Below are 15028 nucleotides of genomic sequence, written 5' to 3'. Positions count from 1 at the left end.
ATATTTTACGTCTCCGTTACTGCAATCAATTGACCAATTGCGCAATCAGTTCCTGTTTTTTTTTTCGCTTTGTCTGGCCTCTTTCAGGACCTCCTTCATTTCTTCGCCAATGGCTAATTCCAGGGCAAATAACGGAACCATATCAAAGCGTACATTTTCCGGTATATCTAGCTGCATAAGTACGTCGCGGTAAATAGTGGCAGTATATAGGTCGTTCTTCTCCAGAAAGTACTCGCACATCATGGTGTTAAAGTTTACCAATTCCGATATGTGAAAGGTGTCCCGGCTTGGATAGATAGAGGCAAGGTCATAACTGTTGTTAAATATTGATGGTATATCATCAAGCTGGCCCCGGTCCATCAGCAACTCAGCATACTTTATTTTGGCAAACAGATAATCCGGAAATTTACGGTATTGACTTTCTATTACTTCGTCAGCCTTATCTAAGTCACCCTGCGCCTCATATATCGAAACCAGATGGTTGTAAAAGACAGGATTCTCCGGCCAACGCTCTATGCTTTTTTTTAACCTGCCTTCCTGCTCCTTAAACTGTTTCTCACCCAGCTTTTTGCCCTGAAATTTGATTACGAATGAAGTGGTTTCCTCTATTTCTTCGGGTGTTTTATTGTAAGACAGGTTTTTAAGAGGTTCGTAGGTGATGTTCATACTATGGTGCTGCTTATCTTTTGTAAGCATTTTAACAGCCTCAGTAGGTTTCGCAGCTACTTTATTATACATAAAATCCGCTACTTCCAGATATTTGCTCAGTTTCTCAGGCTCTGTCTTGTCAATAAACTCTTCCCAGTCCTCTTTTTCCCAATCCTCAGGGTGAAGGAGATCTTCCTCTTTATCATCGAGCTCACGCAGGCCTTGTACCACATCGTAATTTCCGGGGCCGGCATACTTTTCTAACTGCCTGATATAATAGGAGCCTCTGGGATCATCAGGCCTCATCATTAAAAAAGGTTTTCCGTTTCTGCCGAACTCCAGTTCTATCAGTGGAATTTCCTCGGTGTCTTCTTCAAGTAAATGCTGTGTAATCCTGAATTCCGGATGTGGTTCGATACCATGCTCCTGGGCATAGGCAATAGCGCCGTATATAATGTTGTGGGCTAGTTCATAGGTACATTCTTCCAGCTCAATGGGTGCGCCGGCCATACGTAGCTCAAAATCATACTCTGGGATGTTAAAAATATAAAAAGTGTCTTTTAGTCCGGCACAGAAAAGGTCAACCAGGTATATACCTATGGTTACATGCCCATTTGCGTGTTGCCTGATTATATAAACATCTGCTATTCCGTCTTCTTCCCAGCCTACATTAATCAGGCATTTATAAACGGGAAGTTTTCTGGCACGATCACTTATCAAATAGTTTTTGTCGCTTATTGGAGCCTTGATAACAGCAGCTTTTTTCTTTTTCTTAGACATACAGGAATCAGGTGGCATTAGATGGAATGTATATCAGATAATTACGGCTTTATTTGGCGCTTTGATAAGCAATGTATTAAAATTATTTAAGATGCTCAGTATAAGCAAGAAAGCTAATTTTTTAGACTCTTTTAAGTATAAGATTTTCTGGCGGTTGGTTTGCCAAAGTATAAGTTTTGTAGCCTCAGGCATTCCTCGGAAAGGTCGCGACATGTCCCTACAAGTTACCTCACCCTCTTAAAAAAGGCATTTGCTTTCACCTTGATGCCACCATAGCAAGAGATGAAACTACAGGTAAGTAATGCTAACGAAAAACAGTAGTTGGAGAGGAACCCAAAAAGTATAAAGTAGCGGCACCGAAAGTACATCTATCCCTATAATCCCATCAACAACCCTTCATATATAGAAAATTCTATATAAATTGACATCAAATAACTATATCCTTTATCCAAAGCGCCCTTTGTGGCGTATAGTAGTTTTAAACTATTAAGGTTAAAGATTGTAAATGGAAGCGGTGGCTGTATTGGCTGCCCCCATATCGACGAAGATACATGAGAAGTAAAGACAGTAGCAAAAGAGGCGGCAGAGACAAAGATAGCCGCAGCGACAGAGGCAACTCCCGCAGAGGAGATTCATCAGGCAGCAGAGGCTCATCAGCAAGAGGAGAATCATCCAGAAAAGAAAAAAACCGCGAAAGAGAGCGCAAATCAGCTAAGGGCATTGTGCTGGAGTCTTTTTCCAACAGCCCTGACACGGTGTTTACCATGCGCCAGATTTTCCGCAGACTAGGCGTAGTTGATAAAAAAGGACGAGAAACAGTTACCGATATTTTAAAGACCTTAACACGCGAAAACAGGCTGTTGCTGATTGACGGCGACAAATACCAACTGAACCTGCGCGTTAATATTATTACAGGCCGTGTAGACCTGGCTAACAGCAAGTATGCCTACATTGTGTCGGAAGAGACCGATGAAGATGTGCGTGTATTCAGAGAGCACCTGAAGTATGCAATGGACGGTGACCTGGTGAAGGTAGAAGTGCTGCCAACCATGCAGGGAGGCCGGGCCGAAGGTATTGTAGTAGAAGTACTGGAGCGAAGCCGAACTGAGGTGGTGGGTATTATGCAGCTTTCTAAGAATTTCGGTTTTGTAGTACCCGATTTTAAGAAGCTATACTTTGATATTTTTGTTGGAGAGCGTGGCCTGAATGAGGCAGAGCATGGCGACAAAGTATTGGTTAAAATAGTAGAGTGGCCAAAAGACCCGGGTAAAAACCCAACCGGTGAGGTTATTCGTGTATTTGGCCCGGCCGGCGAGAACGAAGCCGAGATCCATTCAATTATGGCTGAGTTTGGCTTGCCATTCGAGTTTCCGGAAACAGTGGAAGAAGAGGCTGAGTCTATTTCAGATAAAATTACAGCCAGTGAGATTGCCAAACGCCGCGACTTCAGAGATATTACCACCTTTACCATAGACCCTGCAGACGCCAAAGACTTTGACGATGCCCTGTCAATACAAAAGCTGGAGAATGGCAACTGGGAAATAGGCGTGCATATTGCAGACGTTACGCATTATGTGCACCCACGAAGTATACTGGAGAAAGAAGCTTTCCACAGAGCTACTTCGGTTTACCTTGTGGATAGAACCATCCCGATGTTGCCGGAGCGCCTGTCTAATGGCCTTTGCTCGCTCAGGCCAAACGAAGAAAAGCTGACTTTCTCGGCGGTGTTTGAGCTAGATGATAACGGCAAACTTTACAATGAGTGGTTTGGCCGCACCGTAATTTATTCTGACAGACGCTTTGCTTACGAAGAAGCTCAGGAACGCATCGAAACCGGCGAAGGCGACTTTGCAGAAGAGATCAACATCCTTAACGGCATCGCTAAAAAGCTTCAGGAAAAGCGCTTTAAGAATGGTGCCATCAGTTTCGAGACTACTGAAGTTAAGTTTAAACTAGACGAGAACGGAAAGCCGCTGTCTGTTTATGTAAAAGAGCGCAAGGATGCCCACAAGCTGATTGAAGAATTCATGCTGCTGGCTAACAAAAAGGTGGCCGAGTTTGTATACAACATGGGCAAGGGTAAAAAGCGCCCGACCATGGTATACCGTACCCACGGCTCCCCTGACCCGGATAAGCTAAGCACTTTCTCGTTGTTTGCCCGCAAGTTTGGTTATGCTGTAGATCCGGATGGCGATATTTCGAAAGAGCTTAACAACCTGACCGAAGAGATTGAAGGCAAGCCGGAGCAGAGTGTACTGCAGAACCTGGCTATCCGTACCATGGCCAAGGCAAAGTATAGCACCGAGCCGGAAGGTCACTTTGGACTAGCATTTGCGCATTACTCGCACTTTACCTCACCAATTCGTCGCTACCCCGATATGATGGCACACCGCCTGATGCAGCATTACCTCGACGGCGAGAAATCACCTGAAAAAGAAGAGTATGAAGCCCGTTGCCAACATTCTTCTGAGATGGAAAAACGCGCCGCTGATGCCGAGCGTGCCTCTATTAAGTATAAGCAGGTAGAGTTTATGAAGGACACTATAGGCAACGAATACAAAGGTATTGTGTCTGGTGTCACAGAATGGGGTATATTTGTGGAGATCGAAGAGAACAAGTGCGAGGGCATGGTGCGTCTATCTGACCTGAACGACGATTACTATGAGCTGGACGCAAACAACTACCGCATCATCGGCCGCCAGAACAAGCGCATTATATCGTTTGGCGATGAGGTGCTGGTAGAAGTAAAAAGCGCTAACCTGGCTGACCGTACTATCGATCTGGAACTGGTAAAAACACTAAAAACACACTAAGCACCCTGTGGATATCAACATCCTTTCAGAAAAGATCCATCATACTTTATCAACATTGCGCTACGGCGAAAACCCGCCAGAGCTATATGAACCTATCCGGTACATTATGGCACTGGGGGGTAAGCGCATTCGTCCGCTGCTGGTGCTACTGTCGGCCAAAATGTATGATAATGATATTGAGAAGGCACTTTTGCCTGCAGCGGCAGTAGAGGTTTTCCACAACTTTACACTGATGCACGACGACATTATGGACAAGGCCCCATTGCGGCGCGGACAGGAAACCGTGCACGAAAAATGGAATGCCAACACGGCTATACTTAGCGGCGATGTGATGTTGGTGCGTGCTTACGAACTGTTACTAAACGTTGAGCAGGACAAGCTGGCGCGGGTACTCAAAATGTTTAGCTGCACCGCCGCCGAAGTATGCGAAGGCCAGCAACTGGACATGAATTTTGAGAACCGCACGCAGGTAAGTATACAGGAGTATATCCACATGATCACGCTGAAAACGGCCGTACTACTAGGCTTTAGCCTGGAGTTGGGTGCCATACTTCAGGGAGCACCAGATGAAGATGCAGAAAACCTGAGACTATTTGGTAACAACGTAGGCATAGCTTTCCAGCTGCGCGACGATTTGCTGGATGTATACGGTGATAAAGACAAGTTTGGAAAACAGGTTGGAGGAGATATACTTTCAGACAAAAAAACGTTCCTGATGCTGACGGCGCTAGAGGAGGCAAACGAACAGCAGCGCCAAACCATTATTGGCTGGCGCGATAAAACCGACGAAAGTATAGCAGCCGAAAAAGTACAGGCAATTACCGGAGTATACGATCAACTGAATATCCGGCACCAAACGGAGCAGCACATTGACCTATACTTCCAGAAGGCCCTGCACCACTTAGACACCATTGCCCTGCCTGAAGAAAATAAAGCAACCCTGCGTGGCCTTGCCCTGCAGCTAATGGAACGGGACCGGTGATTAAAGGGATTAGGATTGATTTTTAGGATTTCTTAATCTTGTTTAATCCATCTAATCCCTTTAATCTGTGGTCCTCATTCATAAATATTAATTTGTAATTCATAATTCTCCCATGAGCGTTACCCTTATACTTATCGTTATTACAGTTGCTATCTCGCTTTACGCCTGGCAAAACGATAGCCTGATGCATAAATGGATCTTTCAGCCCTACGCTGTACAGCGCGATAACTCGTGGTATCGTTTTATAACCTCCGGGTTTCTGCACGCTGATTATACCCACCTGTTTTTTAACATGTTCACGTTCTACTTTTTTGGTGGTGCAGTAGAGCAGACATTCCAGGTGATATTTGGGCCAACTACAGGTATACTTTTATACTTGCTGGTGTATCTTGGTGGCATTATTGTTTCGGATATTCCTACATTTATCAAGCATCGCAACGATCCGCCTTACCGTGCACTGGGTGCTTCTGGTGGAGTAGCCTCGGTGGTCTTTGCAAGTATACTTTTCTACCCAACACAGGATATCTGCCTCTACGCTATACTTTGTATACCTGGCTTTATACTTGGGGTGCTATATCTTGTCTATTCATACTTCTCAGGTAAAAAGATGGGAGATAACATTAATCACGATGCCCACTTTTACGGTGCAGTTTACGGGTTTGTACTTAGCCTTATCCTGGTGCCGCAGGCATTGCCTAATTTCTTTTCAGAGATTGCTGGCTGGCGCATGTTTTAGGGCTATATAGTAAATACATGCCTTGTTATGTGGCTATTGGTAAGCTAGCTGCGTATACAGTGCTATAACAAGCACTTGTACCCGTGGAAGCCATTTATAGATATACCCTTCTTAAATTTACCTTAGTAGCCTTACTCTACCTTGCTGTGCTTCAGGTTGAGGCACGGCAGCTTGCATTTGTGCCCCAGGAGCGCACCTCTATGTTGCAATACCTGATAGAAACTGAACCTGTATTAGGCGAGCTTATAGCCAAGTCAGGATTGGCGCCTACTTTATCCGGCGATGCTGTTTATACTTTTCTGGTACCCTCAGACGCTGATTTGAACAACCTTAAAAATGAGCCGCCGCAGCGTGTACGTGCCATACTTTCTGGGCATATACTAAAAGGTAGATATCTGGAGAATGATTTGAAGGACGGTGCCACTATAGAAACTCTGGCTGGTACCAAAGTGACGATATGCCGCAAAAAAGACCATACGTTAGTAAGCGGATCGCGTATTGTGGCTGCCAACACCGAAGTAAAGAATGGCATTATTCACAAGCTATCCAGTTCAATTAAATTTTAAAAGTATCCTACTTCCATACTTTCTTTACTAATCACTGATAGTTCAATTTATACTTTGCATAGTGTAAGGCATAACTGGCTTATGCACGTATTAGTACAAAGCCACATGTCGCAGACTAATCAACATACAACCCTTAAGCCTATAACAGTTGTTGCTAAAACAGACTGTTACGAACTGCTGTTTAATGCAGAAACCAACAGAATTTACTTTACTATTTTAGGATTCTGGAAGAACGGAGATGTAGTTCCGGATTTACTTTCAGATCTGAATAAAGCTCTGGCAATAACGCAAAAAGGGTTTACATTACTGGCAGACCTGTCTGCTATGGTTACACATCCTCAACAACTTAATTCACTGCATATCCAGTTGCAAAAAAATATTTCTGATGCTGGCCTGTCTTGCGGGGCCTATGTTGAACCTACCGATAAAATTGCAAATTTTCAGATAGAGCAGACGATAAAGACCAGTCAGATCAACTTAAAACGCTTTGGCTCTTTACATGAAGCTGAAGAGTGGTTGAACTAGGTTTCGGGAAAATAAGATTTGTGTAATTGAATAAAAAAGTATAGCTTTTCTGGTAAACAAACGTATGCCTGCATATAAATAACAGTATATAATCTGCTGTTTATCATATTAATACAAGCGCTGTAAGGTTTTTTGCACCCCTTACAATTGCCTGATACTGCACCTATGACATATGAAATTGCCATAGTATTGGGTATTATCATGATCGCAGTTATACTTTTTGTAACTGAGCGATTATCTATTGATACTGTTGCTATTCTAACAATGGTGCTGTTTATGGTAACCGGCACGCTAACACCTGCTGAAGGTATAGCAGGTTTCAGTAACCCTGCTACTTTAACGGTTGCCGCGATGTTCGTCATCAGTTCAGCCATCTTTAAATCCGGGGCGTTAAGCAGTGTGGGTGTAGGGCTAACGCGTATAGGCCGTAAAAACTATCTGCTCTGCCTGCTCTCGGTAATGCTAATTGCAGGCAGTCTTTCGGCTTTTATTAACGATACAGCTGTAGTGGCACTACTTATGCCTGTTGTGATACAGGTAAGCCACGACATTAAGGTAAGTCCTGCCAAACTTCTGATTCCCTTATCATTTGGAGCCTTAATGGGTGGCGTTTGCACCCTTATCGGTACCTCTACTAATATATTAGTTAGCGGTATAGCCGAAACACAGGGAGAGGAACCACTGCAGATGTTTGAGTTTACAAAGGCAGGGGTGTGGTTCTTGCTGATAGGTATAGTTTATATGTTTTTTATTGGCAGGCACCTGTTGCCAAGCAGGGTAGTAAACAAAGACCTGACCGAAACCTTTCATTTAGGCGACTATGTAACCGAAATCGTGCTTTTACCTGAGTCGGCAGCAGTTGGGGTGCCGCTGGCACAGGCAACCATGGTAAAAGACCTGGATATAGAAGTAATGCAGGTAACACGCCAGAAAGAAAAGATACAGGTATTTCCATCTCTTATTCTGCATGCCAACGATATACTTAAAGTGCGCTGCAATGTAGATAAACTGAAACTGCTGAAAGAGGAAAAAGGAATACTACTAAAGTCGGAGCGCAAATTTAAAGACCAGGATCTGCGCTTGAACGACAGCAAGTTTTATGAGGCTATTGTGCCTCCCAACTCATATCTGGAAGGCAAGTCGCTCAAGCAACTTGATTTCAGGACATACAACCACGGAGCGTCTGTGCTGGCTATACGTCACCGCAACGAAATCCTGCACGAAAAATTAACCCATGTAAAACTATCTGCGGGCGATGTGCTTCTAATAGCTGCCAATGAGTTTCAGTCCTCCAAACTCAGGCAAAACGAAGACTTACTGCTTATTTCCCAGACGGAGCATAGCCATTATAACTACAGCAAGATTATACCTGTTATGATAATAAGTGTATTAGTAGTTGCTACGGCGGCAATGGGGGTAACCTCTATTGTTGTTAGTGCACTTACTGGTGTTGTACTGCTTATACTTTTTAAATGTATCCGGGTAGATGAAGTATATAAGGCCATTGATTGGAAAGTGATCTTTATGTTGGCTGGGGTACTCTCGATGGGTGCAGCGCTGGAGAAAACAGGCGCGGCTAAATTATTAGCCGATTACCTGATCTATGGAGTAGGAGAGTATGGACCACATGCACTTCTTTCTGTGATCTTCTTTATCACGTTCATGTCTACAAACTTTATGTCGAACAACGCAACAGCTGCTTTACTGGCACCTATTGCCATTGTAACGGCACAGGAACTAGGAGTGAGCACTAAACCATTTATTATGGCTGTAGCCTATGCTGCCTCCCTTAGCTTTATGACGCCTATGGGCTATCAGACTAACACTATGATCTACGGCCCGGGCAACTACCGCTTTTCCGATTACCTTAAAGTTGGTACCCCGTTAAACATTCTCTTCTGGATTTTGGCCTCGCTTATCATTCCATTTTTCTTCCCATTTTAGAAGTGTTCCACGTGGAGGAAGGAATCATCAATTTATGATAAATGAGTAGGGGTATTTTAGAAGATGGTATGATAACTCGTGTGATATGCTTGCTAGTTAGCTTACTCATAGCTGCACCTTCTTTGCTTGCTCAAAATAAGCAGGTAACACATCAGCAGCTAATCTGGCTTGGATACCACAACACAGTAGAATGGCATAGCGGATGGTCTGTTAATTCTGAAATTGAGGAGAGAAGGTACTTTAACCCTGATAAACAACACCAGTTTTTAGTTAGAAGCCAGTTAAAATATACTTTAGGAGCGAGTTGGAGTGTAGCAGCAGGCTTGGCGTATTTTCTGCAGAGCCCGCAAAACCCAAAGGCCACAGAAACATTGGTTGTGCCAGAACTGAGGCCTCATCTTCAACTCGACTATAGGCAGCAAATTCACAAACTCACCATTACCCACCGCTACAGGGCAGAAAAACGGTTTTTCAGGAATGTAGTAAACGAGGAACTTACCAAAGGTTATAATTCAAACTACCGCTTCAGGTACCGCATTGGGTTAGAGCTCCCGGTGGCCAACATCAAGCAACAACCTTTAAAACTGAAGATAAACGATGAGATAATGTTTAATGCTGGCAAAAGAATAGCTAACAACAGCTTTGACCAAAACAGAATCTACGGTGGACTAAATTATACTTTAAACCAACAGGTAACAGTTGAAGCAGGATACTTAAAATGGTTTCAACAGAGAGCCTCAGGATTTGAGTACTACGACAGAGACATTGTGCGGCTGGTAGTAACTCATAACATAAGTGTTAAGAGTAAAAAGAACGAAGATAATTAGCAAAGTTATATCCTACAAATATCCTCTGGCTTGCAACTTAAACAATTCTGCATACTTTCCGTTCTGTGCCAGCAGCTCTTCATGCGAACCCAGTTCTTTTAGCTGCCCCTGCTCCAGGAACAGGATTCTATCAGCCATACGAACAGTAGAGAAGCGGTGAGAGATAAGCACAGCGGTTTTGCCCTCTATAAGCTCAGAGAAACGAACAAATACCTCATGCTCGGCGCGTGCATCCAGGGCAGAGGTTGGCTCGTCGAGTATAAGCAGTTGGGCATCTCGCATGTAGGCGCGGGCCAGGGCAACTTTCTGCCACTCGCCCCCTGATAGTTCCACACCTTTGTTAAAGCGTTTGCCTAACACCTGCTCATACTTGTCGGGGAGGCGTTGTATTACAGGGTCGGCAAGGCTTTTATAAGCTGAGCTCTGGATACGATCATGGTCTTGTATATTGCTGATCTGGCCAATGGCAATATTGTCCGAAGCCGTCATCTGGAAACGCACGTAGTCCTGGAAAATAATGCCTACCTGGTGGCGCAAATCATTTAAATCATACTCACGTAAATCTTTTCCATCTAAAAGTATACGGCCTTCGGTGGGTTCGTAAAGCCTTGCCAGCAGTTTAACCAGTGTGGTTTTGCCTGCACCATTCTCACCTACCAAAGCCAGTTTTTCGCCAGCTCTTAAATGAAAAGATAAATGCCGTACGGCCCATCTTTCGCTGTTATGGTACTTAAAACCGACATCCTCAAAGGTAAAACCCTGTTGTATAGGCCGTGGAATTGTTAGGGGATTGGTTGGGGGTGTTATCTGTGGCCGCAGTTCCAGAAAATCAAACAGGTCCTGCAAGTATAAAGCACTCTCCGCAATCTGTGAGAAACGCGTCATAATGCCTTGCAAAAGACCGCGCATGCTGTTAAAAGAACCGGCCAAAAAAGTAAGCGTACCAACCGTTATTACACCGGCCACCGTCTGGAAAAGTATAAATACATAAGCGCCGTAGTATGCCAGTGCGCCAAGCGAAGAAAGTATACTTCCCCACACAGCCCTCTTGAGTGTAATGCTTTTGTTCAGATTATAATAACGGTCAGATAGCAGCTTAAACCGGCTAGACAGGAAACCCGACAGGTTAAAGGTTTTGATCTCTTTGGCTGTTTCGTCGGAGGCGCCTATGTAACGCAGGTAATCCAGTTCGCGGCGCTCCGGGGTCCAGGACCGGGATAGGGAGTAGGACCGTTCGTTAAAATGCGTCTCGCCCAGGAAAGACGGGATTACAGCCACTAAAAGTATAAGTATAAGCCAGGGGTTAAAAGCGATCAATCCAACTGCCAGAAAGCCTATCGTCACCATATCCTGCAGTTGCGACAGCACCTGCGACATCAGCACCACCCTCGACACCGTTTGCCGCCGTGCCCGCTCCAGCTTATCGTAAAAAGTAGCATCCTCGAACTGCGCCAGGTCCAGGGTGGCGGCATGTTCTATTAAAGCTACAGAGGTGCGGTTAGAGAAAAGGTCTCCTAGCAGGCTATCGAGTAGCGTAATGCCGCGGTTAATGATATCTGAAAGTATAGCAAGGCCCAGTTCGACTGCCACCAGTATCCAAAGGTAGTTAAGGTCACGCTCACCGGTAATAGCTATCAGCCTGATTACTTCATCTATGATCAGTTTGCCTATATACAGCATAGCCAGCGGCAACGACGACTTTACTAAACGCAGCAGCAGATTGCCAATGGTCATGCTCTTGCTTGTGTCCCAGATCAGCCGGAAAAACTTGGGCAGATTTTTAAGGGCTCCCATCTGTTCTCTAAAGCTTTTCTTGTCGCCGCTTGCCGGGGTTGCTGCTCTTGTTCCTTTACTTTGTTCACGCATACTTATACTTTAAACGCCGCTGCAGTTGATTTGGCTATACCTATACCGGCTTGTATGGATTATGCTTTGCTTGTTTTTAATAAGTAAAGCCGGAAAATAAAGTACAGATATAGATTGTTTCAGCCACTTATGTAATTTTAGAGGATGAAAACACTTTACGCATACCTGTTTACAGCTCTTATATTGTTTGTTTACAACATGGCAACGGCCCAGGGTAAGATTAATTTTGTTGATAAGTATAGCCGCTCTGTACCTGCACCTGAGGCTTTGTATTTTGAAGAAGTTATAGAGAATCCGGATGGCAGCGGCAGCCGAACCCGCTACCTTATGGCGGATAGCTCAAAAGTAAGTCAACACACTTATAGCAACCTTAAAGGCGGCGAGCACAAAACCGGAATTTTAGATGGCCCACACACGGAGTGGCACCGAAGTGGGACTCTAAAAACGCAACAAAACTATAGCAACGGAGACCTATCGGGTATTTCACAAGTTTGGTATGAGAGCGGTAAATTATGCCTGAGCGAGAAGTATGTAAAAGGAGAATTGCAAGACACATTGATTGCATACTTCGAAACAGGCACTGTGCGGCGAAGAGAAATCTACAATAAAGGCGAAATGGTTTCCGGGAAAGTATACAATGAATCTGGCCAGGAGAAGGCCTATTTCCCGAGATATCAGTTCCCGGTTTTTCCAGGCGGGGAAGATGCCATGTTAAGGCACCTGTCCAGTAACATTAAATATCCCAAAGCTACCCGCAAAGCAAAAGTCCAAGGGCTTGTAGTAATTGTTTTTGATGTTGATACCAATGGCAACCTAGGTGAGCACACCGTTTTAAAGAATCTACATCCGGACGCAGATGCAGAGGCATTACGAGTTATAAAAACCATGCCTGTCTGGAAGCCAGGATTGCTGGAAGGAGAACCAGTGCCTGTGCGCTATACTTTACCTATCAGGTTTACAATAAATTAATAAGAAAACCCAGGGTGCTGAAATAGCATCATCCTTAACAAGCCTAACATTATGATCAAACTTAAATTACCCTTATTTGCCTTTTGCTTTCTGTTATACTTGCCAACTATGGCACAGGTAAAACACGTGCTGTACTACGACGAAGACATGGTGCAGGTAGATAGCAAAGAAGCGGCAAAGTTTGTAGAACTGATAGAGCGTGAAAATAATGAGGCCTTAAATGGGACTATCAGTCTTTACAAAGCCTCCGCAGACTCTGCAATGTTACTCAGGAGAGCCTATTATACCTCTGTATTCCATCCCCGAAAGATACATGGGCAGTTGCTCTCATACTACCCAAACGGTAAAAGAAAGGGTGTGCAGACGTACCAGGACGGGATGCTGCATGGCCTGGACATGGAGTGGCATGACAACGACAGTTTAAGGCACAGCATTGGTTACAAACAAGGCAAGTTAGACGGAGAGTTTAAGGCATATTATAAAACCGGGAAGCTAAAACGGAAGGAACGGTATAAAGAGGGAGAGCAGCAGTATGGCAAATGTTACGCAGAGGATGGTTCTGAAGTAGCCTTTGTACCTTATCGTGAGATGCCTGAGTTTCGGGGCGGTGAACGGGCCATGTTACAGTACCTGGCGCAAAATGTTCGCTATCCTGTCTCCAGCCAGCGCAACGGAGAAAGCGGTGTGGTGGTGATAAATTTTGTTGTAAACAAACACGGTGGTATAAGCAAACTGCGGGTAGTCAATAGCATAAGCAGAGACCTGGATAACGAAGCCCTGCGTGTAGTAAGTAAAATGTCTGGCTGGAAACCAGGTACTTTTGAAGGAGAAAAGATAGATGTGCTATACACGCTGCCAGTTAGGTTTACAATAAGATAGAACTAATAACAATCTAACTATGAAAAAATTGCTGTTTACATTAATTTTAGGCTGCACGTTGGCCTATACTTCGCTTGCCCAAACCACTGTGCCGCAGGCCGATGTAGCTACCGTAGAGGCCATTGTTAACGCAGGACTAAAAATTATATCAGGGCCCAAAGACCAGCCACGTGATATGGAAAAGTTTAAAGCCCTGTTTTTGCCTGGTGCCCAGATGGGCGGCGTATTTTTTAAAGGCGACAGCAGTTTTGTGCGCATTACTACTGTAGAGAATTTTGCGGACAAGAATGGGCCAGCCTATGCTAAAATGGGATTTTATGAAAACCAAATCAGCCTGAAAGTTGAGCAGTTCGGTAACATCGCCACCGCTTTCCAGGCGTATGAAACGCGTTACGGCAAAGATGGCAAAGTAGAGGATCGGGGCATAAATACGTATCAGTTGGTGTTCGACAAAGGCCGCTGGTGGATTGCCAGCCTGCTGTTTACACCTGAAAATGTAAAGCATCCGCTCCCTAAAAAGTATCTGAAATAGTCGGATTGCAGTACTAAAAGTATGACCCGTTATTTACTGTACTTCCTGACAGGCTTTGCGCATGCCCTCGTGATATTGATTTACAGAGGCTATATGGGGATAAATCCTACCATTTACTCTACTGTAGCTCTTGTTAGCGGCATCGTACTTTTTAGTATAGTTTCGTGGCTAAAGTTTTACCTGGAGCGGATTGGTGCCATAATGGCTCTGCTGTGTGTGCTCGCCATTGTACCCTGGGCCATAGATGCAGGCCGAAAAGTGCTGGCTTATGATGCTTTTCTGAGTGGTGTGCTGATAATTACGCAGGGTGTGCTGCTGTTCTTTTTACTGGCCACCTTTATTACAAGTATGCGCTATGTACTCAGCCGGGGCCCCTGGCTAACAGGCACAACAACTCCGGGCCCGGTTGCTAAAGTAATTTTCTCGGCTATACCCATCGCTATTATTGTTTTCTGGTTGCTGATCATGGGTAAGATTCAGTAGAAACTAAAGTATAAAGTATACAAAGCAGCAGCGCCCGGCCAAAGGTCGGGCGCTGCTGCTATATGTCTAACTTAAAATTTTTGAGAGGTATACCCCTCTATATTAACGAGAAAAGCCCTGCCGAAGACGACGGGGCTTTTTCTCACCTTAAAACAAACTAAACTAATCTAAACTTTAACTAACCTTATCTTTAGTAATATTAACTTCTAACCTGTAACTGCAGCCTCTAAAGTATACTTTAAGCAAGCCTTTTCGCAGTGTAAATAATCTGGACGCAGAAAAAAGTTTATCTAATACTTGCAAGTCTGAAAACTTGTCTATATATTAGCTTTCCGTAATACCGTCCCTCTCAATTCGGGTGCAAAATTAGGAGTTTGTTTTCTTCTTGCAAACAAAGCCGTGAAATTTTTTTAAAAAATTTCTGGGAATCCTATTTTTAAAATACAACCAGCTGTAAATCAGTAAGATAAAAAATAAA

Annotated in this window: 13 protein-coding genes; 11 read left to right on the top strand and 2 right to left on the bottom strand. The window is 44.2% G+C overall.

The features are described 5' to 3' along the window. Nucleotides 1-45: 45 nt before the first annotated feature. The gene (locus K0O23_RS04355; protein WP_219876167.1) at nucleotides 46-1428 is read right to left on the bottom strand and encodes a tetratricopeptide repeat protein; all 1383 of its coding nucleotides are present in this window, start codon (nucleotides 1426-1428) and stop codon (nucleotides 46-48) included. Between the two features lie 551 nt (nucleotides 1429-1979). On the opposite strand from K0O23_RS04355, the gene rnr reads away from it, so the two are divergent. The 7 genes from rnr to K0O23_RS04320 all read left to right on the top strand — a co-directional run bounded on the left by rnr (nucleotide 1980) and on the right by K0O23_RS04320 (nucleotide 9821). Continuing rightward, the gene (gene rnr, locus K0O23_RS04350; RefSeq protein ID WP_219876166.1) at nucleotides 1980-4241 is read left to right on the top strand and encodes a ribonuclease R; all 2262 of its coding nucleotides are present in this window, start codon (nucleotides 1980-1982) and stop codon (nucleotides 4239-4241) included. Nucleotides 4242-4248: 7 nt separating this feature from the next. After that, complete coding sequence (locus K0O23_RS04345) at nucleotides 4249-5223, top strand: polyprenyl synthetase family protein (RefSeq protein WP_219876165.1); 975 nt, start codon at nucleotides 4249-4251, stop codon at nucleotides 5221-5223. Nucleotides 5224-5335: 112 nt separating this feature from the next. After that, the gene (locus tag K0O23_RS04340; RefSeq protein ID WP_219876164.1) at nucleotides 5336-5959 is read left to right on the top strand and encodes a rhomboid family intramembrane serine protease; all 624 of its coding nucleotides are present in this window, start codon (nucleotides 5336-5338) and stop codon (nucleotides 5957-5959) included. Between the two features lie 83 nt (nucleotides 5960-6042). Then, a complete protein-coding gene (locus tag K0O23_RS04335; protein WP_219876163.1) occupies nucleotides 6043-6525 on the top strand; it encodes a fasciclin domain-containing protein in 483 nt (160 codons plus the stop codon). A gap of 81 nt (nucleotides 6526-6606) precedes the next feature. Further along, on the top strand, nucleotides 6607-7050 hold the full coding sequence (locus tag K0O23_RS04330) for a hypothetical protein (protein ID WP_219876162.1): 444 nt from the start codon (nucleotides 6607-6609) through the stop codon (nucleotides 7048-7050). Nucleotides 7051-7215: 165 nt separating this feature from the next. Next, the gene (locus tag K0O23_RS04325; RefSeq protein WP_219876161.1) at nucleotides 7216-8994 is read left to right on the top strand and encodes an SLC13 family permease; all 1779 of its coding nucleotides are present in this window, start codon (nucleotides 7216-7218) and stop codon (nucleotides 8992-8994) included. Nucleotides 8995-9116: 122 nt separating this feature from the next. Beyond that, complete coding sequence (locus K0O23_RS04320) at nucleotides 9117-9821, top strand: DUF2490 domain-containing protein (RefSeq protein WP_219876160.1); 705 nt, start codon at nucleotides 9117-9119, stop codon at nucleotides 9819-9821. A 12-nt stretch (nucleotides 9822-9833) separates the two neighbouring features. On the opposite strand, the gene K0O23_RS04315 is transcribed toward K0O23_RS04320, so the two are convergent. Next, nucleotides 9834-11687 (bottom strand): ABC transporter ATP-binding protein, encoded by a 1854-nt coding sequence (locus tag K0O23_RS04315; protein ID WP_219876159.1) that lies wholly within the window; start codon nucleotides 11685-11687, stop codon nucleotides 9834-9836. Between the two features lie 144 nt (nucleotides 11688-11831). On the opposite strand from K0O23_RS04315, the gene K0O23_RS04310 reads away from it, so the two are divergent. The 4 genes from K0O23_RS04310 to K0O23_RS04295 all read left to right on the top strand — a co-directional run bounded on the left by K0O23_RS04310 (nucleotide 11832) and on the right by K0O23_RS04295 (nucleotide 14550). Next, complete coding sequence (locus K0O23_RS04310; protein WP_219876158.1) at nucleotides 11832-12656, top strand: energy transducer TonB; 825 nt, start codon at nucleotides 11832-11834, stop codon at nucleotides 12654-12656. A gap of 108 nt (nucleotides 12657-12764) precedes the next feature. After that, entirely contained in the window at nucleotides 12765-13535 is a 771-nt protein-coding gene (locus tag K0O23_RS04305; protein WP_219876157.1) for an energy transducer TonB, read from the top strand. Between the two features lie 19 nt (nucleotides 13536-13554). Continuing rightward, nucleotides 13555-14067, top strand: a complete 513-nt coding sequence (locus K0O23_RS04300; protein WP_219876156.1) for a hypothetical protein — start codon at nucleotides 13555-13557, stop codon at nucleotides 14065-14067. A 21-nt stretch (nucleotides 14068-14088) separates the two neighbouring features. Next, complete coding sequence (locus K0O23_RS04295) at nucleotides 14089-14550, top strand: hypothetical protein (protein WP_219876155.1); 462 nt, start codon at nucleotides 14089-14091, stop codon at nucleotides 14548-14550. Nucleotides 14551-15028 lie beyond the last annotated feature (478 nt).

It is taken from the genome of Pontibacter aydingkolensis, assembly GCF_019443125.1.
In the GTDB taxonomy this organism is placed as follows: Bacteria; Bacteroidota; Bacteroidia; order Cytophagales; family Hymenobacteraceae; genus Pontibacter; species Pontibacter aydingkolensis.
The sequence above is the reverse complement of the archived record's forward strand: the minus strand, read 5'-3'. Positions and strand labels throughout refer to the sequence as shown.

Bases quoted from the DNA above. Each gene is read 5' to 3' on its own strand.
- K0O23_RS04355 (WP_219876167.1), bottom strand. From the start codon at position 1,428: ATGTCTAAGAAAAAGAAAAAAGCTGCTGTTATCAAGGCTCCAATAAGC.
- K0O23_RS04325 (WP_219876161.1), top strand. From the start codon at position 7,216: ATGACATATGAAATTGCCATAGTATTGGGTATTATCATGATCGCAGTT.
- K0O23_RS04310 (WP_219876158.1), top strand. From the start codon at position 11,832: ATGAAAACACTTTACGCATACCTGTTTACAGCTCTTATATTGTTTGTT.
- K0O23_RS04330 (WP_219876162.1), top strand. From the start codon at position 6,607: ATGCACGTATTAGTACAAAGCCACATGTCGCAGACTAATCAACATACA.
- K0O23_RS04295 (WP_219876155.1), top strand. From the start codon at position 14,089: ATGACCCGTTATTTACTGTACTTCCTGACAGGCTTTGCGCATGCCCTC.
- K0O23_RS04300 (WP_219876156.1), top strand. From the start codon at position 13,555: ATGAAAAAATTGCTGTTTACATTAATTTTAGGCTGCACGTTGGCCTAT.
- K0O23_RS04305 (WP_219876157.1), top strand. From the start codon at position 12,765: ATGGCACAGGTAAAACACGTGCTGTACTACGACGAAGACATGGTGCAG.
- K0O23_RS04340 (WP_219876164.1), top strand. From the start codon at position 5,336: ATGAGCGTTACCCTTATACTTATCGTTATTACAGTTGCTATCTCGCTT.
- K0O23_RS04315 (WP_219876159.1), bottom strand. From the start codon at position 11,687: ATGCGTGAACAAAGTAAAGGAACAAGAGCAGCAACCCCGGCAAGCGGC.
- rnr (WP_219876166.1), top strand. From the start codon at position 1,980: ATGAGAAGTAAAGACAGTAGCAAAAGAGGCGGCAGAGACAAAGATAGC.